This is a genomic window from Salirhabdus euzebyi (genome assembly GCF_014207435.1).
Taxonomy (GTDB): Bacteria; Bacillota; Bacilli; order Bacillales; family Alkalibacillaceae; genus Salirhabdus; species Salirhabdus euzebyi.
Window position 1 is genome coordinate 211,109 of record NZ_JACHGH010000003.1, and the last position, 23,369, is coordinate 234,477.

At 36.6% G+C, this 23,369-nt stretch carries 21 protein-coding genes; 3 read left to right on the plus strand and 18 right to left on the minus strand.

All coding sequences use genetic code 11. The features are described 5' to 3' along the window. Positions 1–22: 22 nt before the first annotated feature. The gene (locus HNQ94_RS06205) at positions 23–682 is read right to left on the minus strand and encodes a YneB family resolvase-like protein (RefSeq protein WP_174495370.1); all 660 of its coding nucleotides are present in this window, start codon (positions 680–682) and stop codon (positions 23–25) included. 270 nt (positions 683–952) lie between these two features. Between HNQ94_RS06205 and lexA the strand changes: the two genes are divergently transcribed. Beyond that, complete coding sequence (gene lexA / locus HNQ94_RS06210; protein ID WP_174495371.1) at positions 953–1,579, plus strand: transcriptional repressor LexA; 627 nt, start codon at positions 953–955, stop codon at positions 1,577–1,579. Positions 1,580–1,733: 154 nt separating this feature from the next. Here lexA and HNQ94_RS06215 read toward each other — a convergent pair whose 3' ends face one another. Beyond that, the gene (locus HNQ94_RS06215) at positions 1,734–1,910 is read right to left on the minus strand and encodes a DUF1272 domain-containing protein (protein ID WP_174495372.1); all 177 of its coding nucleotides are present in this window, start codon (positions 1,908–1,910) and stop codon (positions 1,734–1,736) included. A 279-nt stretch (positions 1,911–2,189) separates the two neighbouring features. Here HNQ94_RS06215 and HNQ94_RS06220 point away from each other — a divergent pair, with 279 nt between their 5' ends. Next, entirely contained in the window at positions 2,190–3,050 is an 861-nt protein-coding gene (locus tag HNQ94_RS06220; RefSeq protein ID WP_174495373.1) for an arginine deiminase family protein, read from the plus strand. A gap of 38 nt (positions 3,051–3,088) precedes the next feature. On the opposite strand, the gene glnA is transcribed toward HNQ94_RS06220, so the two are convergent. From glnA to HNQ94_RS06290, 14 genes are all read right to left on the minus strand, one after another. Then, on the minus strand, positions 3,089–4,426 hold the full coding sequence (glnA, locus tag HNQ94_RS06225) for a type I glutamate--ammonia ligase (protein WP_174495374.1): 1,338 nt from the start codon (positions 4,424–4,426) through the stop codon (positions 3,089–3,091). 21 nt (positions 4,427–4,447) lie between these two features. Beyond that, positions 4,448–4,861 carry a MerR family transcriptional regulator gene (locus HNQ94_RS06230; protein WP_174495375.1) on the minus strand — a complete coding sequence of 138 codons (414 nt, stop codon included), beginning with the start codon at positions 4,859–4,861 and terminating at the stop codon, positions 4,448–4,450. A gap of 186 nt (positions 4,862–5,047) precedes the next feature. After that, positions 5,048–6,304: a methionine gamma-lyase family protein gene (locus tag HNQ94_RS06235; RefSeq protein WP_174495376.1), complete on the minus strand. Its 1,257-nt coding sequence runs from the start codon at positions 6,302–6,304 to the stop codon at positions 5,048–5,050. 8 nt (positions 6,305–6,312) lie between these two features. Then, complete coding sequence (hflX, locus tag HNQ94_RS06240) at positions 6,313–7,557, minus strand: GTPase HflX (RefSeq protein WP_174495377.1); 1,245 nt, start codon at positions 7,555–7,557, stop codon at positions 6,313–6,315. 31 nt (positions 7,558–7,588) lie between these two features. After that, positions 7,589–8,518, minus strand: coding sequence for an AAA family ATPase (locus HNQ94_RS06245; protein WP_376697734.1), 930 nt, complete (start codon positions 8,516–8,518; stop codon positions 7,589–7,591). 104 nt (positions 8,519–8,622) lie between these two features. Continuing rightward, complete coding sequence (gene hfq / locus HNQ94_RS06250; RefSeq protein WP_174495379.1) at positions 8,623–8,847, minus strand: RNA chaperone Hfq; 225 nt, start codon at positions 8,845–8,847, stop codon at positions 8,623–8,625. Between the two features lie 32 nt (positions 8,848–8,879). Continuing rightward, complete coding sequence (gene miaA / locus HNQ94_RS06255) at positions 8,880–9,821, minus strand: tRNA (adenosine(37)-N6)-dimethylallyltransferase MiaA (protein WP_174495380.1); 942 nt, start codon at positions 9,819–9,821, stop codon at positions 8,880–8,882. Positions 9,822–9,927: 106 nt separating this feature from the next. Beyond that, positions 9,928–11,094: an MFS transporter gene (locus HNQ94_RS06260; RefSeq protein WP_246199943.1), complete on the minus strand. Its 1,167-nt coding sequence runs from the start codon at positions 11,092–11,094 to the stop codon at positions 9,928–9,930. A gap of 244 nt (positions 11,095–11,338) precedes the next feature. Continuing rightward, a complete protein-coding gene (gene mutL, locus HNQ94_RS06265) occupies positions 11,339–13,186 on the minus strand; it encodes a DNA mismatch repair endonuclease MutL (protein WP_174495381.1) in 1,848 nt (615 codons plus the stop codon). Between the two features lie 18 nt (positions 13,187–13,204). Further along, positions 13,205–15,784, minus strand: coding sequence for a DNA mismatch repair protein MutS (gene mutS / locus HNQ94_RS06270; RefSeq protein WP_174495382.1), 2,580 nt, complete (start codon positions 15,782–15,784; stop codon positions 13,205–13,207). Positions 15,785–16,080: 296 nt separating this feature from the next. Further along, the gene (locus HNQ94_RS06275; protein WP_174495383.1) at positions 16,081–16,647 is read right to left on the minus strand and encodes an outer spore coat protein CotE; all 567 of its coding nucleotides are present in this window, start codon (positions 16,645–16,647) and stop codon (positions 16,081–16,083) included. Between the two features lie 389 nt (positions 16,648–17,036). After that, a complete protein-coding gene (locus HNQ94_RS06280) occupies positions 17,037–17,468 on the minus strand; it encodes a YlbF/YmcA family competence regulator (RefSeq protein WP_174495384.1) in 432 nt (143 codons plus the stop codon). 1 nt (position 17,469) lies between these two features. Next, entirely contained in the window at positions 17,470–19,047 is a 1,578-nt protein-coding gene (gene miaB, locus HNQ94_RS06285) for a tRNA (N6-isopentenyl adenosine(37)-C2)-methylthiotransferase MiaB (RefSeq protein WP_174495385.1), read from the minus strand. 118 nt (positions 19,048–19,165) lie between these two features. Next, positions 19,166–19,591 carry a thiol-disulfide oxidoreductase DCC family protein gene (locus tag HNQ94_RS06290; RefSeq protein ID WP_174495386.1) on the minus strand — a complete coding sequence of 142 codons (426 nt, stop codon included), beginning with the start codon at positions 19,589–19,591 and terminating at the stop codon, positions 19,166–19,168. Positions 19,592–19,651: 60 nt separating this feature from the next. Here HNQ94_RS06290 and HNQ94_RS06295 point away from each other — a divergent pair, with 60 nt between their 5' ends. Next, complete coding sequence (locus HNQ94_RS06295; protein WP_174495387.1) at positions 19,652–20,560, plus strand: TIGR01777 family oxidoreductase; 909 nt, start codon at positions 19,652–19,654, stop codon at positions 20,558–20,560. 113 nt (positions 20,561–20,673) lie between these two features. Here the strand turns inward: HNQ94_RS06295 and HNQ94_RS06300 are convergent, their stop codons facing one another. Beyond that, positions 20,674–21,540 (minus strand): 2-oxoacid:ferredoxin oxidoreductase subunit beta, encoded by an 867-nt coding sequence (locus HNQ94_RS06300; RefSeq protein WP_174495388.1) that lies wholly within the window; start codon positions 21,538–21,540, stop codon positions 20,674–20,676. Then, complete coding sequence (locus HNQ94_RS06305) at positions 21,527–23,290, minus strand: 2-oxoacid:acceptor oxidoreductase subunit alpha (RefSeq protein ID WP_174495389.1); 1,764 nt, start codon at positions 23,288–23,290, stop codon at positions 21,527–21,529. Before HNQ94_RS06305 ends, HNQ94_RS06300 begins: the two co-directional genes overlap by 14 nt. Positions 23,291–23,369 lie beyond the last annotated feature (79 nt).

Genomic DNA, 23,369 nt, shown 5'->3' on the forward strand with positions numbered 1-23,369 from the left:
GCTTGCCATACTACAATCAATATTAACTTTCCTTTGCGTCGATTTCAAGTAGGTGCTCTTGGTAACGACGATGTATAGTGGCTTTAGAGACATTATGCCCCATCCCTTTTAAAGTCGCAGCAATTTCTGTGAACGTTAGACCACTGCTTCGTAGACGAACCACTTCATTTAGTGGGAATTTTTTTCGTTCCCTACCCGGGGACTCTTGCAGATTCGTTAAATTCTTTTCAGGACGATAACCATTGGATATAGCTTTTTTCATTCCTCTTTTTATTTTTATATTATGTAATTTCCGTTGATATTCTTCTACTATAGATACGATTTGAAGCACCATGGAATCAGAATCTGAAATTTCTATTTCCCCTTGGTGAGAAATGGTAAAAATAGTAACATCTAACTTTGCTAGTTGATGTAAAAGAGCTATTTTGGCATTGCCTCTCCCTAATCTAGTTTCATCCTGGATTAACAAAATATTGGCTTGTCTTTCCGAAAATAACTCTAGCATTTGAAAAATACCATCACGTTCAATTTCATAGCCGCTTTGTCGTTCCTCTATTACATGTACTACTTCTATTTGATGTTGGTGAGCTAGTTGGAGTAATTCATCCTTTTGTCTTCTTAATGACGTCGATTGCTCTTCTTTCGTTGTACTGACTCGACAATAAATTATTGCGGCCCTCATGTATACACCCCAATTTTCAATTAACTAACAGCAATTGCGCAATATAAGAATACTAAACTTAACCCAAACATGACATATAAAGTTAAATCTGTTTTTGATAATTTACTAAACATATTAACCCCTCCTATAATAGAACCTCTGTTCGCTTTTTATAATTTTATTATACTAGAACATTTGTTCTTGTCAACAAATTACGAACGAATGTTTGTATATTTGAAAAATACATGCTATAATGCTAGTAATTCATAATATGCACGAGGTGAAAAAAATATGAACAAGCTATCAAAAAGACAAGAAGCAATATTGGAATACATAAAAGAACAAGTACTAGATAAGGGTTATCCACCTTCAGTTAGAGAAATAGCACAAGCTGTAGGTCTTGCATCTAGCTCTACGGTTCATGGTCATTTATCAAGACTTGAACAAAAAGGATTTATTAGACGTGACCCAACGAAACCCCGTGCGATCGAAATATTACATATTGATAGTGACGTAGATATGATTCCTAGGAATGAAGCTTTCTACGCACCAGTTATTGGAAAAGTTACTGCTGGGGAGCCTATAACTGCAATAGAAAATATTGAAGAATATGTACCCGTACCAGCCCATCTTGCTACTTCCGAAGACGATTTATTTGTGCTGAATGTACAAGGTGAAAGTATGATAGAGGCTGGTATACTAGACGGTGATAGAGTTATTGTCCGAAAACAACAAACAGCTCAAAATGGCGATATTGTTGTTGCAATGACAGAGGAAGAGGAAGCCACTGTTAAGCGTTTTTTCAAAGAAAAAAACTACATCAGATTACAACCTGAAAATGCTACAATGGAACCAATTATTGTCCAAAATGTAATGATATTAGGCAAAGTAATTGGATTGTTTAGAGAAATACATTAAAACTAAAAGCACAATCTACTAATAGGAGCCTTCAAATAGGAAGGCTCTTTTTGTTTGGGTTAAATAGACTAGTACTCTTTGATTGGTTTTTCTGTAAAAAATAAGAGCAGGGAAAGTTTACCCTGCTCACTGTTATCTAATATAGTAGAATTTTTTAATGTTTTTTTCTCGGTCTCCTCACAAGTTCGCCCCCACAGTTAGGACAAACATTCTCCATTTGTTTCGTACAGGGTTCACAAAAAGTACATTCATACACACAAATATAAGCAAATGAATCGTTTAATAGTTCTGCATTGCACCGTTCACATTCATTTTTCATTTCTAAAGCCATTCCCATAACCTCCCTTTTATTTACAGAATATTTTTTAAACTATTGTTTGTTGACACATTAAGTTATCAACTGTGACGTTATTACATGTACTAGTTACTGGATTTCGTTAGCAGCCTTTTTTTAAATATATCATTAGAGGAAATAGTGGGGTATAACTTTTCGCCAAACAAATGGACTTTAGTAATGGAAAACCTTTCTGTTCTTTTGAAATTAATACTAAATATTGAGCATTTAGTTAAAGCTAAAATGAGAAGTAATACATTGCAGGAGGTTGTACATATGAAATCACAGGTTAGAAATAAAGATGCAAAGACGATATGTTACAGTGAATATGATGTGTTAGAAAGGGTAATATTGTGTCAACCGCAGTATATGACAATTAGAGAAGTAATAAACGATACACAGAAAAAATTTAAAAATGAAGGAATTCACATTGAAAAGGCATTAGAACAACATAGGGAATTTGTTAACATTTTGAATAAAGAAGGTATTGAAACCATTTTGCTTCCCTACCATAAAAAGTACCCAGAACAAGTGTTTACACGTGACATCGGCTTTACATTAGGGGAAATAATTTTTGTTGCACACATGGGTCATGACGTTAGAAAAGGCGAGGAAAATGTACTGAAGATTTGGCTTGAAGATGAAGAAATTTCTTACTTTAACTTAATTGGGGATAAGATTGAAGGTGGCGATGTTATTATTGATCGAGACACCATTTATATCGGGCTGAGTAATCGTACAAATCAATCTGCAGTTGACCACTTGACAAGTCTATTGAAAAATCAATTTGAGGTTAAGGCTATCCCATTTAAAGCAGAATATTTACATCTAGATTGTGTTTTCAATATCTTATCCCCAGAAGTAGCGATTATATATCCAATTGCTTTAACGAAAGAAGATATTAAACTACTCTCCTCCAAATATGAATTGATTGAGGTAACGGAAGAAGAACAATTTTCATTGGGAACTAATGTATTAAGTATTGGAAACAATAAGGTTCTTAGCTTACCTGTAAATAAAAATGTTAATAAACAAATGCGCGAGAAAGGATTTGAAGTAATAGAGGTCGATATAACGGAAATCATTAAATCAGGAGGATCTTTTCGCTGTTGTACACTTCCGATACGAAGAGTATAAAAAAACTTGACGAGTTAGCTCGTCAAGTTTTTATCGTATTAATACATTTGTAGATATTGCTCTCTTTCCCAAGGGTGTACTTGTGTACGGAACATATCCCATTCAATTTCTTTAGCTTCTAGGAAGTGTTCGAATAGGTGTTCCCCTAATGCTTCTACAATCGTTTCGTCTACTTTTAACAATTGAAGTGCATCATACAATGTACCTGGAAGATCATCAATTCCATTTTTCTCGCGCTCTGCTCTATCCATAACATAAATGTTACGATCAATTGGAGCTGGAGCTTCTAACTTATTAGATACACCATCTAGTCCCGCTGCAAGTAATACAGCCATTGCTAAGTATGGATTAGCTGCCGGGTCAACCGATCTCACCTCAATACGAGTACTTAAACCACGTGAAGAAGGAACACGGATTAGTGGGCTTCTATTACGACCAGACCAAGCTACATATACAGGTGCCTCGTATCCTGGCACTAAACGTTTATAAGAGTTTACTGTTGGGTTCGTTACAGCAGTAAAGTTTCTAGCATGCTTAAGTACTCCCGTTAAGAATTGATAAGCTGTTTCACTTAATTGCAACTTACCATTCTCATCAAAGAACGTATTTACTTTGCCTTTGAATAGGGACATGTTACAGTGCATTCCAGAACCGTTAACACCAAACAACGGTTTTGGCATGAATGTAGCATGAAGGCCGTGCTTTCTAGCAATTGTTTTCACTACTAGTTTAAAAGTTTGAATATCATCAGCATGTTTTAATGCATCAGAATATTTAAAATCAATTTCATGCTGTCCAGGCGCAACCTCATGGTGAGACGCCTCAATTTCAAAGCCCATTTCTTCTAGTTCTAACACGATATCACGACGACAGTTTTCCCCTAAATCTGTTGGTGCAAGGTCAAAATATCCACCTTTATCGTTAAGTTCCATCGTTGGTTCACCTGATTCATCAAGTTTGAAAAGGAAAAATTCAGGCTCTGTACCAATATTAAATGCAGTAAATCCTAGCTTTTCCATTTTCTTTAAGTTTCTCTTTAAGTTGTAACGTGGGCATCCTTCAAACGGAGTACCATCTGGATTGTAAATATCACAAATGAAACGTGCTACTTTACCTTTTTCAGAAGTCCATGGAAACACAACAAATGTGTCAAGATCTGGATATAGTAACATGTCTGACTCTTCAATCCTTACAAATCCTTCAATAGAAGACCCATCAAACATCATTTGGTTATCTAGTGCCTTATCAAGCTGGCTCAGAGGGATTTCAACGTTTTTGATTGTCCCTAGTAAATCCGTAAACTGAAGACGGATAAACTTGACGTTCTCCTCCTTAATTCTTTTTACAACTTCTTCTCTAGTAAATTTTGAGCCCATATAATCTTCCTCCTATATATTTTAATGGAAGAATCTTGATAATTCTCCCTGTCTCAACGAAGATTTGTTCAACCTACCAGCATCAAACAGTTCTTGTTTTAAAAGCTGACGCAATTCTTTATCAGATAGGTCTTCATTATAAGTAGTATCTTCTTGTTGGATTTCAGCCTGCGCTTTTTCCTCTAGATGTTCTTGTTTCATTGCTAGCATTTGCTTAATACCTGCTAAATTAACGCCCTTATCAATTAAATCTTTAATTTCGAGCAAGCGATCTACCTCATGAAAAGAGAATAGTCTACGATTGCCCTTTGTTCTTGCTGGTTGGATTAAATCGTTTTCTTCATAGTATCGTATTTGTCTTGCTGTTAAGTCTGTAAGTGATATGACAATACTGATAGGAAAAAGAGGCATGGAGCGACGGTTGTTATCACTCATCATCCCACCTCCTACTTTCTTTGATTAATGTAATTATATGATATGAATTAATATCTGTCAACAGATGTTAGAAAAAGTAACATCAAATGTTTTGTTTAATTTTCTTACATGTATCTTTCCCTTTTTATTCCTAGAATATGGGTGTAAACAAAAAGAAAAATAGAATAGCTTTCACAGCTATTCTATTTACGTTTTAGATATGGATATTAAATTTTTATTTTCCAAAGTTTCCAGTGCCATTAAAATGGCTACTTTTACATGTTCATACGTCAATCCACCTTGAACGAATGCTGTAAAAGGAGGTCTAATTGGGCCATCAGCTGTCAATTCAATACTCGCGCCTTGAATAAATGTTCCTGCAGCCATAATGACATCATGCTCATAACCTGGCATATAGCTAGGATACGGTGTTACATGCGAATTAATGGGAGAAGCTTTTTGAATCGCTTGGCAAAAAGCAATCATCGCCTGTGCATCTGGAAAAATAACCGATTGAATAAGATCTGTCCGTAAGTCGTCAAATGAAGGATTCGTATCCATTCCGACTTCCTCCAATAGTCCTGCTGTGAAAATAGCTCCTTTTAAAGCTTCCCCGACGACATGAGGAGCAAGGAAAAAACCTTGAAACATTTCTTGTAAACTATATAAAGATGCACCCGTTTCTTTGCCTAGTCCTGGAGCAGTCAGTCGGTTTGCACATAATTCAATTAAATCAGCTCGTCCCACTATATATCCCCCGGTTTTTGCTATTCCTCCACCCGGATTTTTAATGAGGGAACCGGCCATAATATCAGCACCGACGCTAGTAGGTTCATCTATCTCCGTAAATTCCCCATAGCAGTTATCAATAAAAACGATAACGGATGGATTAATGGATTTTACAAACCGAATCATTTTTTCAATATCTTTAATGAAAAAAGAAGGACGATTAGCATACCCTTTTGAACGTTGAATTCCAATTACTTTAGTTCGTTCATTCATCTTTTCTTTCACTTCTTCAAAATTAACGCTTCCACCATCGGTTAAGTCTACATGATCATACCCTATGTGAAAATCCTTTAATGACCCTTTTCCTTCACCACGCACTCCTACAATTTCTTCAAGTGTGTCATAAGGTTTTCCTGTTATATAAAGGAGTTCATCTCCCGGGCGTAAAATTCCGAATAAACTTAAGGTGATTGCGTGGGTCCCAGAAATGATTTGTGGTCTTACTAATGCATCCTCTGTTTGAAATACACTAGCATAAACCTTCTCTAGTACTTCTCTCCCTAAATCATCATAACCATATCCAGTCGTAGGGTTAAAATGGGTATCGCTTACGTTATTATGTTGAAAAGCTTTTAATACTTTTCGTTGATTGTGTTCCACAATTTTTTTCACTTTTTGATGATATGGAGCTATTTTCTCTTCTACTCTATCTGCTATGTCGTTCCAAGATTTCATATTCCCTTTTACTCCTTAACGATATACTTCTGATAAACCGGGTGTTCCGGGTTTGCATACCCTTTTATAATATATTCTTCTAAGTCTGAGTCAAATTTTTCCGTATCGATTAACGTGTGATTTTTAATTTCGTGTAATTTTTTTCCTTCATCTGAAGAAAGTCTGAGTGAAAAGGACTCCCACTCTTCTTTTAATACAGCTTCCATTTTCGCTAGTAGTCGAACCATATCCTCTTGCTTTAGGGCGCTAACAGAAATAAAAGGATGAGAATTTGGTATAAAATCATTCGGAAATTTATCCTGTTTATTATATACAGTAAGCGTTGGCAAATGATCAGCCCCAAGCTCTTCTAACAATTGGTAAACAGTTTTTTCATGCTGAGGGTAGTCCTCATTAGAACCATCCACTACATGCAAAATAAAATCCGCTTCGGTAACTTCCTCTAAAGTAGAGCGAAAAGCAGCCACTAACGTAGTAGGTAAATCTTGTATAAAACCAACCGTATCAGAAATGATTGCTTTAAAACCATTTTTGAGTTGGATTTGCCTCGTTAATGGATCTAGTGTTGCAAACAATTGATTTTCCTCTAACGATTTACTATTCGTTAACCGATTAAACAAGGTGGACTTGCCTGCATTAGTATAGCCGACAATGGCAATTTGGAATGCTTTATTTTCTTTTCTTCTTTTCCGGTACTGATTTCGCTGGTTCACTACCGTTTGAAGCCGATGTTTTATTTCCGTAATTCTTCGCTGAATGTGACGTCTATCTGTTTCTAATTTGGTTTCCCCTGGACCTCTTGTCCCGATTCCGCCACCTAAACGGGATAATTCAATTCCTTTACCATGCAAACGAGGGAGCATGTACTGCATTTGGGCAAGCTCCACCTGTAGCTTACCCTCTCGCGTCTTCGCCCGTTGCGCAAAGATATCTAGTATTAACTGCGTCCGATCAATGACCCGGGCTTCTAATCGATCGGACAAATTACGTAACTGCCCGGGTGATACTTCATCGTTTAAAACAACAACATCTATATCGAGTTTCTCAATTTCTAATTTAATTTCCTCTAATTTACCTTCCCCTAAATATAACGCTGGATGTTTCCTAGTTCTCTTTTGAGTCATTACTTGTAACACTTGCCCCTGTGCTGTTTCTGTTAGTTGCTTTAATTCCTCTAGTGACATGTAAAACCGCTCTTCATTTTCCCCTTTAATTTCACAGGCGGCTATTAAAACCCGCTCCTTTTGTTCCATATCATTACTCCTTTTCTCAGATCACTACTATTTATTGTTCTCCTAATAAAACTAAATCATCTTTCATAATATAGACTAAATCTTTTGCTGCATATTTTTCCGTTGCAACGATACGTAGGGCATGCTTTCGAATAGCTTCTTCTACGATATTTCGAACGTACCTCCCATTAGAGAAGTTTTTCACATCTCGGGCTTTTAATTCTCGAAGATGAGTTCGAAGTCGGTCTTTTGCTCCACGGGAAAGCTCATATTGTTTATTTTCGGAAATAATTTGTGCAATTTCAAGTAATTCCTCAATTGAGTAGTCACGAAATTCCACTTGAATCGGGAATCTCGAACGAAGTCCTGGATTTAACTCCATGAAGTTATCCATTTCTTCAGGATAACCAGCCAAAATAAGCACAAAATCTTGGTGATGATCCTCCATATGCTTAACGAGTGTATCAATTGCTTCTTTCCCGAAGTCTTTTTCTCCACCTCGCGCGAGGGAATACGCTTCATCAATGAAAAGAACTCCGCCCATTGCTTTTTTGATCAAATCTCTTGTTTTTTGTGCTGTATGTCCTATATATTCACCAACAAGGTCAGCACGTTCAGCTTCAATAAAATGCCCTTTTGACAACAATTTCATCTCATAAAAAAGCTTTGCAATTTCTCTGGCAACAGAAGTTTTACCAGTACCGGGGTTACCTTTAAAAAGCATGTGAAGCATTTGACGTTCTGTTTTCAACCCTGCTTCCTCACGTCGACGATTAACAATTACATTTGCGTATATTTCTTTTAATGTATTTTTTAGTTTATCCATACCAATGTAAGAAGTAAACGCTTGATCTATAAACTTAAACACATTATCTTTTTGTTTCGTCGGTTGATAATAATCGGTAGCTAGTTCCTTTTGATTGTGTTCATGTAAAATAATGTTAATTTGGCCTTTGCGTTTCGCTTGTAAATCCACTCTGATTCACCCCTTATCTACGTTACTATACGTAGAGGAGGCAAAATTTGTGACAACAGCCTACTAGAACAAAAAAACGGATGCATAAGTAGCATCCGCCTTTTCCACTTTTACTCTTTTTCTAAATTAACAGGTTTTGATGGTGCAAATGTAGAAATAGCATGTTTAAAAATAAGTTGTTGTTTACCATCTGCCTCAAACAAAACAGTAAAATTGTCAAATGACTTAATAACACCTTTTAACTGAAAACCATTAGTCAAAAAGATCGTAACAGAAATGCGATCTTTACGTAATTGATTTAAATATTGATCTTGAATATTTACAGATTGACCCATGCAACCTTCCTCCTCTATTTATCTATACTTGATTATTTCGTTATTTCTTTCAGCAATCCTTCTAAATCATTGAAAATGTTCAAAAAAGTTGAATCGATTGTCTCCTCTGATACAGTATACCAGCGGACATTTAATTTGTTTTTAAAATATGTATATTGTCTTTTTGCATAGCGACGAGAATTCTGCTTTAACTGCTCGACTGTTTCTTCTAAAGTTAGTTGGCCTTCCAAATAAGGAACAAATTCTTTATAGCCTATCCCTGACATGGATTGTGCCTCTTTTAGTCCTGCGTTATAGAGGCTTTTCACCTCTTCTAATAAGCCTTCATCCATCATTTGATCTACTCTTTTGTTAATTCTGCTATACAATTCCTCCCGATCCATTTGTAGCCCAATTAAAATTGGCTCGTATGGTGATTCTTCGAGTTGCTTTGCATGTAACTCAGACATTGTTAAACCAGTCGTTTCATATATTTCTAAAGCACGAATTACCCTTCTGACATTGTTCGGGTGTATCTTTTCTGCTTGTTGCGGGTCTACTCGTCGTAATTTATCATACACCTTATCCATTCCATGTAATGCTATTTCTTGTCGCATCTCCTTTTCAAAATTCTCGTCTCGTTTTTGCTCTGAAAAGTTGAATGCGTATAAAGTAGACTGTATGTACAAGCCTGTTCCTCCCACAATTATAGGAAGGCGACCGTCATTATGTATTTCATTTATGTAATGCTGAACATTTTCTTGAAATTCAGCAGCAGAAAAAGCTTCATCTGGTTCCTTAATATCAATCATATAATGTGGTATTCCCTGCATTTCCTCTTTTGTCACTTTTGCTGTTCCAATATCGAGACCTTTATATATTTGCATGGAATCTCCACTAATGACTTCTCCATTAAATCGTTTTGCTAATTCTACACTTAATCTTGTTTTGCCTACAGCAGTTGGTCCCACTACAGCGATGACTGGTATTTTCATAAGGACTCCCCCGTGAACTTGACAAATTTCTACATCCAATTATTTACAAGTTCCAATTTATTATACATGATTTTTCTCAAGAAGCAAAATCCTCCTAGTAAATCGATTATGAAGTCGTTGTTCCTTCCCAAGTACCTTCCATTTTTTTCAAGAAGAAAAGGCAAACTAAGCCGATTGTCGTTAAGACACCGTAAAACATATACGTCGTAAAAATGGAAAAATAATCAATCAGGATACCTCCCATTATCGTACAAAACCAGCATCCTAATCCATTTCCTGCAGCAGAGTAAAAAGAAACGGCTGTTACTTGTACATTTTCTGGTGCAATCATTTTCACAAAACGTAAAGCTGCTGGAATAAATAAACCAATGGAAAAGCCTTGTAGAATGGAAGTCATGTAAACAACCATTTGTGATGGTTCAAAGAAATACAGAAACCAACGAAACGCTGACACCATTGCTGCCAAAAACAATATACGCATGATGCCAAATCGATTAATGAAGCGGTCTGCCCATTTCATGAATGGCACTTCACTTCCAGCCATTAAAAGAAAAGCAATTCCAATTCCTGCTACTGTACCACCAATCGATTCAAACAGCAATCCAAAATAAAAATTGTTCGCATAAATAGGGCCAAACACAAAAAAAGTAACAAATAAAAATAATAAATATGGCGGAAGACGGAACAACTCTTTTAATCCGACCAATAAATTGGCATGCAAATTCGTATCTCTCTTAGGTTCTGGAATTTTCGTTGCATACCAAGAAGCAATCACTAATGCTATTGCAAAACAAATAAAAATAGACTGACTACCAAATACTTCAGAAATCTTCGCAACGGCTAAAACGGAAATAGAATATCCAACAGCACCCCAAGACCGAATACTTCCATAGCTCTTTTGATGCTCATAAACATAATTCGTCACTAGACTATCAGAAATTGGTACGATAGCACTTTGAAAGAAGGCTAGAATAATGGCCACTATAAATATCCATATGTAACTTGTCGATACAAGATAACCGAGTCCAGCTATTCCTGTTAAAAATACGGTAAATGTTAATACGAGTCGGGGCTTTTTCGTATAATCGCAAATTACACCCCAAAAAGGCTGAGACAAAATCATCACAATTGGACCAAGTGACATAATTGTCCCTATCTGTGTACCCGATAAGTGAGCTTCATTTTTTAAGTAAAGACTCAATAATGAAAATAACCCACCAAAACTAAAAAACACATAAAAATAAAACGAGCTCATCGACCAGGTTTTCTGCATGTTCATTCCTCCGAAAGCGACTTTACGTAACTAGCTTAGATGCTTGGTACAAAATGATTTATTCTTATATAGAAAAAAGGATTCAAAAAGGGCCGATATTAACATCCCTTAACGAGACGTAAAACCGGCCCAAGTATAAGCACTTGAGAGTAAGGGTGTACCTTACTTTTTGCAGTTTTTTTTATTACATTACTAAAATCAAATTATAATCATTAATGATCACTATTTCAAGTGGTCATTTATATTACATAACTCGTTTAAACATTTTTTCCATTTCATATTCAGAAAAGAACACTATAATAGGTCTTCCGTGTGGACAAGTAAAAGGATCGTGACACTTTCTTAAATCTTCGAGCAATTGAAACATATCATTCTGGTTTAAATAGTGATTTGCTTTAATGGACCGCTTACAAGACATAAGAATGGCTGCTTCTTCTCGTAATACCTTTAAATCAATCTTTTGATGCTCCATTACTTGGTCAACCATTTCTCTAATAATTTCTTCCTCTTCCCCTTTTGGTAGCCATTGAGGATGGGAGCGAATGATATAGGTTTGATCACCAAAGGGCTCAAAAAACAAACCTACTTTTTTCAACTCTTCTATGTGTGCATCTATAAGTAGGGCTTCTTGCTTAGAAAATTCGAAGGTCAACGGAACAAGTAACTCCTGTACTTCTTCAACAACGACACCTACTTTTTCTTTAAAAAACTCATATTTAATTCGTTCCTGAGCTGCGTGCTGGTCCACAATATATAATCCATTTTCATTTTGCGCTACGATGTACGTACCGTGGACTTGTCCTACTGGGTAGAGAACAGGTACACGCTCTTTTTTCTCTTGTACGCCTGCATCTTTATTAATTGAAGGCTCAAAGAACTCATTTTCATTATCTTCCAACCTATTATCCTGTTTTTCAGATTCCTGATTTTGCTTGGAATCTACAGGAGGAAAATTATTTTTCTCGCTTACTTTCATTAACTCTTCCCATGGGTAGTCGTTTGGAGTTGTTGCATTTTCTGACGTTTTATTTTGAGTAAGCGTAAAGGATGTTTGATAAGATTGTTCTTTTCTCTTCGGTTTATAATAATCACCTTCAGGTATCAAGGTTTCCTTCTTAAATGTGTTTTTTACTGCCTGCTCGATGGCTTCAAATAGTTCTTTTTCTTTACTAAAACGAACCTCCAGTTTTGCCGGGTGAACGTTCACATCAACTAAATACGGGTCCATTTCAATCGTAATGACAACTAGTGGAGAACGTCCAATTGGGAGTAATGTATGATATCCCTGGAGTATAGCCCGATTCAATAAATGATTTCGAATGTAGCGACCATTTACAATCGTAGACATATACGTTCGATTCGCTCGTGTAACTTCAGGTTTTGCAATATATCCACTAATTTGAAAGTCAAGTGTCTCATGTTTGATCGGCAGCATTTTTTTCGCAGTTTGCATGCCATAAATTTGACCGATAACTTGAAGCAGGTCGCCGCGACCAGATGTATAAAAAAGCTTCTTATCATTATGGATACACTCAAAGCGAATGTCAGGATAAGATAAAGCCATTCTATTTAACACATCTGTAATATGACCGAGTTCTGTGTGAATCGTTTTCATATACTTTAACCGGGCAGGTGTATTAAAGAACAAATCATTTACCGTGATTTCTGTTCCCTGTCTTGCATCACTTTTTTCTCGACTAACGAGCTTTCCACCTTCAAAAAGCAATTGGCTTCCTGCTGTCTCACCTGTTGACGTTTGCATTTTCAAACGACTAACTGAAGCGATACTAGCTAAGGCTTCCCCGCGGAATCCAAGTGTCCGGACACGAAATAGATCATCCTCTGATAGGATTTTACTCGTTGCATGACGGAAAAAGGCACGCTCGCAATCATCTTCGGTCATGCCTTCCCCATTATCTGTTATTTTGATCATTGCTAAGCCCGCTTCTTGCAATTCAACTTTTATCCATGTGGCATTTGCATCGATACTATTTTCCACTAATTCTTTTATAACAGAAGCAGGTCTTTCCACCACTTCACCTGCTGCTATTTTATTCGCTAGCTGATCTGGCATTAAGCGTATTTTGCCCATCGTTTGAAAATCCCCTTTCTAGCGAAGCTTTTTTTGGATAGAGAAGAGTGTGTTCATTGCCTCCATCGGTGTCATATCTAAGACGTTAAGCTTTTTCAGTTCATCAATTAGTTCTTTTTCTTTTTTCGAAACCTTATTTTTCACATTCGTCACGTCTGGCTCAAATAAGCTTAACTGTGCTTCCTCTTTTACTTTTGCAGGTGCCGGAGAAGCAGGCGTTTTTTGTTGTTCAAATTGGTGTAAAATTTCATATGCTCTATTAATCAGTTTATCTGGTAGCTGAGCGAGTTTAGCTACATGAATTCCATAGCTTTCGTCCGCTGCACCAGGTTGAATTTTATGCAAAAAGACCACATTTCCTTCATGTTCTTCAGCCTTCACATGAACATTTAATAGCTTAGCTAAAGAATCTTCCAATGTCGTTAACTCATGATAGTGTGTAGAGAATAACGTTTTAGCATGTATTTCATCGTGAATATATTCCACAATTGCTTGTGCTAAAGACATTCCATCATACGTACTTGTTCCACGTCCAATTTCATCTAACAAAATCAAACTATTTTCTGTTGCTTTTGTAATAGCGTGTTTCGATTCTAGCATTTCTACCATGAATGTACTTTGGCCAGCAACAAGATCATCTGCAGCACCAATTCTTGTGAAAATTTGATCAAAAATAGGCATTTTGGCTGCATCACATGGGACAAAACAACCGATTTGACCCATAATAACGGTTAATGCAAGCTGACGCATATACGTGCTTTTACCAGCCATATTAGGTCCGGTAATAAGTAAGATATCTTGATCCTCTTCCATGACGACATCATTCGGAACGAACGTTTCCCCTTTCATTACCTTTTCCACCACTGGATGCCTACCATTTTGAATGTGCAAATGACGTGTAGATGTAAAAGTCGGCTTTACATATTGATTTTGGTCACTTACTTCTGCAAAGCTTTGAAGCACATCCACATTACTAATTTGATTAGCAAGCTGTTGTAAATCAGGAATAAACCTTTTCACTTGCTCTCGAATATCAACAAAAAGTTCATACTCTAGCTCGACACTTTTTTCTTCCGCTTCTAGGATTAGTATTTCTTTTTCTTTTAGTTCTGGAGTAATGTAGCGTTCTGCGTTGCTTAATGTTTGTTTTCGTTCATATCGCCCTTCTGGAATAAGATGGAGATTTGCCCTTGTCACTTCAATATAATACCCAAACACTTTGTTATAGCCGATTTTTAACGATCTAATACCTGTTTCCTGTTTTTCCTTCTGCTCCAATTCAGCAATCCACTGCTTGCCATTTTTAGAAGCAGATCGATATTGATCCAATAAGTTGTTGTAACCATTTTTAATAATGCCACCCTCTTTAATCGATAGAGGTGGATCATCATGAATGCTTTTTTCTAGCAATTCATTAACCTCGTGAAGTGGATTAATGTTACTTGCTAACTGTTGCAGTTCTGCTTGATTTATCGACTGTAATAATTCGATAATATTCGGCACTTGTAGAAGAGATTTTTTCAATTGGAGTAAATCACGAGCATTGACATTTCCATAAGCAATACGACCAGATAATCTTTCTAAATCATATACATCTGTTAAAGCTTGACGCAAAGACTCTCTCTCTATAAATTGTTCAAGTAAGCCTTCCACTTGGGCTTGACGTTTCTCAATGGAGTCTTTTGATAAAAGTGGTCGATCTAACCATTTTTTTAACATACGGGCACCCATTGCGGTTACTGTTTTATCTAGTACCCACAAAAGCGATCCTTGTTTCCCTTGTTGGCGAATCGTTTCCATAAGCTCTAAATTTCGCTTCGAATACATGTCTAGCTTCATATGTTGATTTACTTCGATATATTTTACAGCCTGTAAGTGAGTCAAAGACCTTTTTTGAGTTCGACTTAAGTATTGAAATAATCTACCAAATCCAGAAATTAGATTAGGAGATTCTAAATCTTTTATTAAGTAAGTGTATTCGCTCGGCATTTCTGCCTCATCTTCAAAAGAGACCGTAAATTGCATTTGGTCTCGTAACACTTCTATATATTTGTTTTCCATGTTAGAAGGTAGAACAATTTCTTTTACCGGACGATTAAACAATTCACTAAGAACAGATTCCCAGCCATCCCGAATAAAAGCGACACTATTTTCACCAGTAGATAGATCATTATAAGCAATCACATAATGATCTTCTGAAATAGGAGTTAAAGAAGCGATATAATTATTCTCTTTCTCATCTAATAACGTTCCCTCCATTACCGTCCCTGGAGTAATAACTTGTATAACTTCTCTCTTGACTACCCCTTTAGCCTGCCTTGGGTCTTCTACCTGCTCACAAATAGCTACTTTAAAGCCTTTTTCTATTAATTTTTTTATATAGTTTGGAGCGGAATGGTAGGGTATACCGCACATTGCGATTCGCTCGCTCGTCCCACCTTCACGACTCGTTAATGTAATTTCTAGTTCCTTAGATGCCTTAATGGCATCCTCAAAAAACATTTCATAAAAATCGCCTAGCCGAAAAAACAGAAAGGCATCTTGATACTGTTCTTTTATGTCTAAATATTGTTTGATCATTGGTGTGTATTGTGCCATCATTCTTCCCCCAACCAAAATATGATCGATTCTGCCTCTCATTATAGCATAATTCGTCATATCCTTTGAAAGGTTAATATTCCCGTAGCGAAAAAGGTAGATTTATATGTTTTTTGCGAGTTTTATAAATAATGAAGTCTGCTTAAGATTTGTGAGGATATAATAGTAATGTTTTAGTAGATGATTAAAGGTTCAACTGAAATAATTTCACGAATAAGAATTTATTTGCATCTAATGAAAAATAATTAAAAAAAACAAAAAAACCCGGCCATGTAAGCCAGGTTTAAAAAATTGAATTAGTCACTACTGCTGCTTTCACTAGATGATAAATCTGGATCAATGTCCGCTAGTTCTGCTTCTAACTCATCAAATTCAAAGTCATCATCGTCTTCCACAACACCATTTGGATCAAGCTTAACGAAAACTTTTGTTTCACCGATAACCTCCACAATAAATTCTCTCTCTACTTCTACTGCAATCTTTCCGCCTTTTTCTGCAATTTCACATTCTAAACAGTTAGGCTGCTGCGTAGCACGAGCAATGATTTCAAGGTCATCAGAGATGCAGTTTTCATCTTTTACTACTAATGGAATACTGTCTGTATATTGTACTTTTTCTGTTACTACCTCTGTTTTCGTATTATCATTGTAGGAATACCAAACATTAATATCATACGTTCCTGTAACCTCTACACAATCACCTTTCTTTTTGGCTTTATAATGGTGATTGATTACCCAGCAACCAAGAATGCTTGATGGATTATGGGTTGGTGAAATTATATGTGATGCTTCAGTAAATTTTTTACCTTTCCCTATAACGGCCTTTGTTATAATTTGACGTACTTCTTTACCAAGCATTGACATGCAGCTTACCTCCTTCAATTTGATTCCATGACATTTTATTCAAGGCATTCGCCTGAAGTGCATCATATCTTACAAATAAATAACTTTTGCCTATTAGTTATCTGTCTAATAAAGTTTATGCACGATTCGTTCATTGTGTGTCCTTTACCTAGTTGTTTTTTGCCTATAAAATCAAGACTGTGCTAATGCCCAATCAAAAAGAGATAAGGATTACAATTGTAAAGATGAAGGGAAATTGGCGTTTTAAAACCAGGTAACGCTCGTGTGATCTTAGTTAGACTTTGCATGCTAAGACACCACGTATACCGATGAAATTCCAACTGATCCCTAGTTAGTATGTAAGCCAATAAAAAAAGCTTTCAACATTGAATTGTTGAAAGCTTTCCCTATTAGTGTTGGCAACCAGAGCCTGCGTTTTGTTTTTTAGCCTTTGTTTCACCTGTTAAAATATCGCCACCTGTAGAACGAATAATTTCATTCGTCACTTCGCGTGCAATGGTGTTTGTCACACCTTGTAATAGGTCATTGATAACTATTTGTGTATCTTTGAACTCTGCTACTACAGGAATTGTATCTAACTCATCTTGTAATCGGTCTAATTCCTTTTCAACCTTCTGAAGAGCTTCTGATTTCCCATAATGTTGAAAGTTAACTGCTTGTTTTTGTAGAGCTTTAATTTTTGTAATCAGGCCTTGCACCTTTTCATTATCGTTTAATTTTGATTCGATTTGTTTGAAACGGTCAATTTCCTCAATATTTGCCATCATGTTTGCTAACTTTTTCGCTTCTTCTAACACTTGATTACGTGTGTACTTTGCCATATTATTTCACCTCTGCAGCTTCTTCTATCATTTCGCCATCTAATGTCCATGTCTTCGTATTGGTCACTCTTACTTTTACAATTTGACCAATTGCTGATTTTGGACCTTCAAAGTTTACTAATTTTTGTTCAGGTGTATATCCAGCTAATACATTTGGATTGTTCTTACTTTCACCCTCTACTAGAACATCCACTACTTGCCCCTCATATTTCTGAAGAGCTTTATTGGAATAATCGTTCACTAGTGCATTCAACCGTTGAAGTCGAGCCTTTTTCACTTCCATTGGCACATCATCTTTTTTCTTCGCAGCTGGTGTACCTTCACGCGGAGAATAAATGAACGTATAAGCACTTTCAAAACCAACTTCTTCATAAAGCGTCATGGTTTCCTCAAATTGCTCATCTGTTTCATTCGGGAATCCAACAATAATATCTGTTGTGAAAGCAGCATGTGGAATCGCATTTTTAATCTTCCCAACAAGCTCCAGGTAGTCTTCACGGGTATACTTACGATTCATTTGTTTTAATACTTCTGAGCTACCAGACTGTACAGGTAAGTGAATATACGGCATGAGGTTACCACCTTTAGCCAACACTTCAATTAACCTATCATCAAAGTCTCTCGGATGGGATGTCGTAAAACGAACTCTTGGAATATCAATTTTACGAATTTCATCCATTAAGTCACCTAAACCAAATTCTATATCTGCTAGGTCTTTTCCGTAAGCATTAACGTTTTGTCCTAGTAATGTAACTTCTTTATAGCCTTGTGCTGCTAAATGTCTTACCTCTTGAATAATATCTTCAGGACGTCTGGAGCGCTCTTTACCACGAGTCATTGGAACAATACAATACGTACAGAATTTATCACATCCGTACATAATGTTCACCCATGCTTTCGTTTTTCCACGACGAGCTTTCGGTAGATTTTCAATAATGTCGCCCTCTTTAGACCACACTTCCAATACCATCTCTTTACCGAACATAGCCTCTTTAACAAGCTGTGGAAGACGGTGGATATTATGGGTACCAAAAATTAAATCCACATGGTGATGCTTTTCTAATATTTTGTTTACAACTGATTCTTCCTGAGACATACAGCCACAAACACCTAAAATTAATTCAGGTTTTTCTCTTTTCAATGGCTTTAAATGACCAAGCTCACCAAACACTTTGTTTTCAGCATTCTCACGGATCGCACAAGTGTTAAGTAAAATAATGTCGGCCTCATGAGTATCCGTTGTTGCTTCATACCCTAGTTCCGTTAAAATACCAGACATTACTTCTGTATCGTGTTCGTTCATTTGACAACCATACGTACGAATAAGGAACTTTTTCCCCTTACCGATACCTACAAGGTCATCTGATACGGAAAAGTCTTGATGATATTTCACTTCTTCTTTTCCGCGTTTTCTAGCTTTTTTAATGTCAGGTGGTTGATAAGTTGTTTGGAAATATTTCACGAAATCATCGGATGTTTTTTCTTTTAATCGATTCAGATTATCCTGGTCGGATTTTACGTCCGCTGGATTTCCTTCACGTATTTGTTGCGTCATTTCTTTACGCTGTTTTTCGTTCATTTTTTGAGCTCCTTTCTTAAGAAATATTCATGCTCTCTAACTGTCTTATTATAGCAGGCTAAAGCCTAAAAGGAAAATGAGATTTCACCGTTTTCAAAGATTTGTCATATTTACAAACTTATTCTTTATCTTTCTTTTGATCGGTGTTCGGATAGTGAATAGAACAACCTTGATCGGAGCATTTACCAACAGGGACTAGTTCTCGTTTCGAAGCAATGTAATCATAAACTCGCTGCCCTAGTCCTAGAAAAATAGATAAAGAGATAAATGGGACTAACACACGATACTTCGGAATTTTTTTTACAATTTGTAAAACAGTATGTATACCAGAATAATCTGTATTTGTAGAAAGGTCGATGCTATATATTCTATTCTCTACATTTTTACCATCTAACTGATACTCTTCAAACACATCTGCATCACGAAAAGATAAAAACTGAATGGCATTATGTTTATCTGCCTTCTCTATATTTTTCTTAGCCTTTTGACAAAGGGGACACCAGCTATCAAAAAAAACAAGTAGAAGATTTTTCCTTTTGTTCATTGTCCTCTCCTCCATAGAAAGGTAAAATTTACTTAAGAATAACAAATGGGAGTTGATAAGTTGAACATTTTAATTGCTGGCGGAACAGGTTTCATTGGTCAAAAAATCGTACAATCTTTTGATCCTAAGCAGGATACGATTTACATATTAACCAGGTCCTCTACTAAAAAGAGCGATTCCCCACATATCCACTATATCACATGGCTAAACGAGAATGAAAACAGTGTGATAGCTTTACCTGATATTGATGTGGTTATAAATTTAGCCGGCGACCCGCTTAACAAAGGAAGATGGACAGAAAAGAAAAAGAAAGAAATCATAGAAAGTCGGAAAAAATCTACTAGAAGCATAATTCAACTAATGAATAGTTTTTCAAGGAAACCAAACGTTTTTATTAACGCATCAGCTGTTGGGATTTACGGCAATTCTTTTTCAGAGACGTTTACCGAACAATCGCAGTCCCTCGAGAATAGTTTTCCTGCTAAGGTTTGTACTATATGGGAGAAAGAAGCTATTGTTGCAAAAGAATTGGGTATTCGAACGGTTGTGGGGCGCATTGGGGTTGTGCTTAGTAAAGATGGAGGAGCACTGCCAAAAATGGCTCTTCCTTATCATTTGTTTGGTGGAGGAAAGGTCGCATCAGGTAAACAATGGGTCTCTTGGATTCATATGGATGACCTCGTTCAGCTTTTCCATTTTATTATCCAAAATGAACAAATAGAAGGTCCTGTAAATCTTACTGCACCAAATCCTACTCAGATGAATGAATTAGGAAAAGCAATCGGCAAGGCGTTGAAGCGTCCCCATTGGATACCAGTTCCTACAATTATGCTTAGGCTGATTTTTGGCCAAATGAGCGAATTTTTAACAGAGGGACAACGAGTTATTCCACATAAAGTTGAGAACCTAGGATTTACCTTTACACATAAAAATGTAAAGGATGCCTTACAAAATATATATAACGAATAAAAAGAATGGGTGGCTTCATAAAAAGTCACCCATTCTCCCTAAAAAATGTCGAAGAAACAATAACAAACAGTTATTTTATCATGTTTTGCGGTTTCCCCGGAAATATTTTCTCACTACTTATACTGTGCCATTAACTTTTCGAACTTCTCTTCTTCCATGCTTAAGTCTGCATCCTTCAAAGGATTTTCACTATAGCCCGTTACAAGTTCTTGATACGATTTTTTGTTCTTGTCTTGATAAATGATACCAGTAACAAGACTATCGTGATCCATTAACGTTTTCATAGCGAGTGAACGGTCTTGCGGATTATAATCTTCAATGGTTGATAGACTTACTAGATTTTCTTTAAACCAATCATACGTATTTACCTTATTATAAGTAACACATGGACTAAAGACGTTAATAAAGGAAAATCCTTTATGCTGGATTCCTTGTTCGATGATGCTCGTTAAGTCCTTTAAATCACTGGAAAAGCTTTGAGCAACGAACGTAGCACCTGCAGAAAGTGCCATTTCCATTATATTAATAGACGATTCAATCGAACCTTCCGGCGTGCTTTTCGTCACAAAGCCTACTTCACTACGCGGGGACGTTTGCCCTTTCGTTAAGCCATATACTTGATTATCCATAATAATGTACGTGATATCAATGTTACGGCGAATAGCATGAATCGTATGTCCCATACCAATTGCGAATCCGTCCCCATCACCACCTGCAGCAACGACAGTCAAATCTTTATTGGCCATTTTTACTCCTTGTGCAATAGGAAGCGATCTTCCGTGTATACCATGGAATCCGTAAGCATTTACATATCCAGAAATACGTCCAGAACAGCCTATACCTGAAACAAGGGCTAGTTGATCTGGTTCTAATCCAATATTTGCAGCAGCTCGTTGAATCGCGGCTTGCACAGAGAAATCTCCACAGCCTGGACACCAATTTGGTTTTACATTGTTTCGAAAATCTTTAAATGTTGCCATTTACTAATACCCCCTGAATAGTTTCTTTAAATATTTCATTAGGTAAAAATGGCGTCCCATCGTATTTTAAAATGCTTTTTATTTTTTTATGATGGCCAACATTCATTTTGATTAGGCTTGCTAATTGCCCTGTTGCATTATGTTCGACAACAATAACTTGTTTCGCTTTTTCGACCAAAGGTAAAATTTCATCAGTAGGGAAAGGATGAACTAAACGAATATGTGCATGATTCACTTTTAAACCCTCTTCTTCTAACCGCTCCATTGCTTCTTCAATAGCACCTCGGGTAGAAATAAAGCCAATGAATAATACATCCGGATTTTCATCTTTAATGTTTTTGTATACTGGGGTAGGAAAATGCTCTAGAAGTGTGTTTAGCTTGCGAAGGCGTTTATCCATTTGTTTTTTACGATTAGTAGCGTTCTCAGATGGTTTTCCTGTTTCATCATGCTCCACTCCAGTAACATGAAAAATACCGTTTTTTGTACCAGGTAGCACACGCGGTGAAATGCCATCTTCCTCTAGTTTATATCTTTTAAAGTATTCTCCTCTATCTAGCTCTGGTAGAGAAGCATCTAAATCAAGCTTGCCACGCCTAATATCCACTCGCTCAAAGGAAAGTGGTTCTACTGTTTGCTTTCCTAACGATAGCTGTAAATCAGTTAAAACAATAACAGGACATTGATATTCTTCTGCAATATTTAAAGCCTCTACACCATCATAAAAAGCTTCCTCTACAGTACTCGGAGCCATAACAACCTTAGGTATTTCTCCATGAGTTCCATAAATCATTGCCATTAAGTCTGATTGCTCCTGTTTTGTTGGCAAACCAGTACTCGGGCCACCTCTTTGTGTATCTACAATAACGAGTGGTGTTTCTGTCATTCCTGCTAACCCTATCGATTCCATCATAAGGGATAATCCTGGACCTGCTGAGGCTGTTATCGTTCTTACTCCGGCATAATTCGCACCGATAGCCATTGTTGCAGCTGCCATTTCATCTTCTGTTTGGATAACCGTTCCACCAAAGTCAGGAAGTTGTTTAATCATGAATTCCATAATTTCTGAAGCAGGTGTAATTGGGTAAGCTGCCATGAAGCGGCAACCTCCAGCTAATAGACCTAATGATAGAGCATCGTTCCCTATCATAAACAATCTTCTGGTACCATCCGCTGGTTGTAATTTCATTATCGTACGATCGTGCTCCACTTGCTCCTTAATAAATGCAGCACCTTTTTCAATAGCCTGCATATTATTCTCTACTACTTTAGCACCTTTACGGCCAAATATTTCTTCTACGACAGGTCGATACACCTCTACCTTTAAATCTAGTATCGCACTAGAAGCACCAATAGCTACCATGTTTTTCATTAAGGTAGTACCGAGTTCTCTAGCAATGTCTGTAAATGGAACCGCATAAAGAGTTACATTTACACCATCAGGTAATACTGGTTTAAATTTTTCATCTGCTAACACAATTCCTTTGTCATGTAATTCGTGCACATTAACATCAATCGTTTCTTGATCAAATGCAACAAGAATATCCAGATCATCTTGTATTGCTCTTACAAAGCTAGTAGATACACGAATTTTATTGTTCGTATGTCCTCCTTTAATACGAGATGAAAAGTGTCGGTATCCGTACAAATAATAGCCCAAATGATTTAAGGCTGTAGCAAAAATTTCACCTGTACTTTCAATACCTTCTCCTTGTTGACCGCCTACTTTCCAAGAAAGTTGTTTGATCATTGTATGAAGCACCTCCTTAACATAAATTTTTTATAGAAAAACTAGGCTTGCCACCCTTCATGGTTTTCGACAAGCCTTC

What these genes read in the sequence shown, in the direction of transcription:
- HNQ94_RS06205 (WP_174495370.1), bottom strand. Translation starts at nt 682, where the DNA reads ATGAGGGCCGCAATAATTTATTGTCGAGTCAGTACAACGAAAGAAGAG.
- lexA (WP_174495371.1), top strand. Translation starts at nt 953, where the DNA reads ATGAACAAGCTATCAAAAAGACAAGAAGCAATATTGGAATACATAAAA.
- HNQ94_RS06215 (WP_174495372.1), bottom strand. Translation starts at nt 1,910, where the DNA reads ATGGCTTTAGAAATGAAAAATGAATGTGAACGGTGCAATGCAGAACTA.
- HNQ94_RS06220 (WP_174495373.1), top strand. Translation starts at nt 2,190, where the DNA reads ATGAAATCACAGGTTAGAAATAAAGATGCAAAGACGATATGTTACAGT.
- glnA (WP_174495374.1), bottom strand. Translation starts at nt 4,426, where the DNA reads ATGGGCTCAAAATTTACTAGAGAAGAAGTTGTAAAAAGAATTAAGGAG.
- HNQ94_RS06230 (WP_174495375.1), bottom strand. Translation starts at nt 4,861, where the DNA reads ATGAGTGATAACAACCGTCGCTCCATGCCTCTTTTTCCTATCAGTATT.
- HNQ94_RS06235 (WP_174495376.1), bottom strand. Translation starts at nt 6,304, where the DNA reads ATGAAATCTTGGAACGACATAGCAGATAGAGTAGAAGAGAAAATAGCT.
- hflX (WP_174495377.1), bottom strand. Translation starts at nt 7,557, where the DNA reads ATGGAACAAAAGGAGCGGGTTTTAATAGCCGCCTGTGAAATTAAAGGG.
- hfq (WP_174495379.1), bottom strand. Translation starts at nt 8,847, where the DNA reads ATGGGTCAATCTGTAAATATTCAAGATCAATATTTAAATCAATTACGT.
- miaA (WP_174495380.1), bottom strand. Translation starts at nt 9,821, where the DNA reads ATGAAAATACCAGTCATCGCTGTAGTGGGACCAACTGCTGTAGGCAAA.
- HNQ94_RS06260 (WP_246199943.1), bottom strand. Translation starts at nt 11,094, where the DNA reads ATGCAGAAAACCTGGTCGATGAGCTCGTTTTATTTTTATGTGTTTTTT.
- mutL (WP_174495381.1), bottom strand. Translation starts at nt 13,186, where the DNA reads ATGGGCAAAATACGCTTAATGCCAGATCAGCTAGCGAATAAAATAGCA.
- mutS (WP_174495382.1), bottom strand. Translation starts at nt 15,784, where the DNA reads ATGGCACAATACACACCAATGATCAAACAATATTTAGACATAAAAGAA.
- HNQ94_RS06275 (WP_174495383.1), bottom strand. Translation starts at nt 16,647, where the DNA reads ATGTCAATGCTTGGTAAAGAAGTACGTCAAATTATAACAAAGGCCGTT.
- HNQ94_RS06280 (WP_174495384.1), bottom strand. Translation starts at nt 17,468, where the DNA reads ATGGCAAAGTACACACGTAATCAAGTGTTAGAAGAAGCGAAAAAGTTA.
- miaB (WP_174495385.1), bottom strand. Translation starts at nt 19,047, where the DNA reads ATGAACGAAAAACAGCGTAAAGAAATGACGCAACAAATACGTGAAGGA.
- HNQ94_RS06290 (WP_174495386.1), bottom strand. Translation starts at nt 19,591, where the DNA reads ATGAACAAAAGGAAAAATCTTCTACTTGTTTTTTTTGATAGCTGGTGT.
- HNQ94_RS06300 (WP_174495388.1), bottom strand. Translation starts at nt 21,540, where the DNA reads ATGGCAACATTTAAAGATTTTCGAAACAATGTAAAACCAAATTGGTGT.
- HNQ94_RS06305 (WP_174495389.1), bottom strand. Translation starts at nt 23,290, where the DNA reads ATGATCAAACAACTTTCTTGGAAAGTAGGCGGTCAACAAGGAGAAGGT.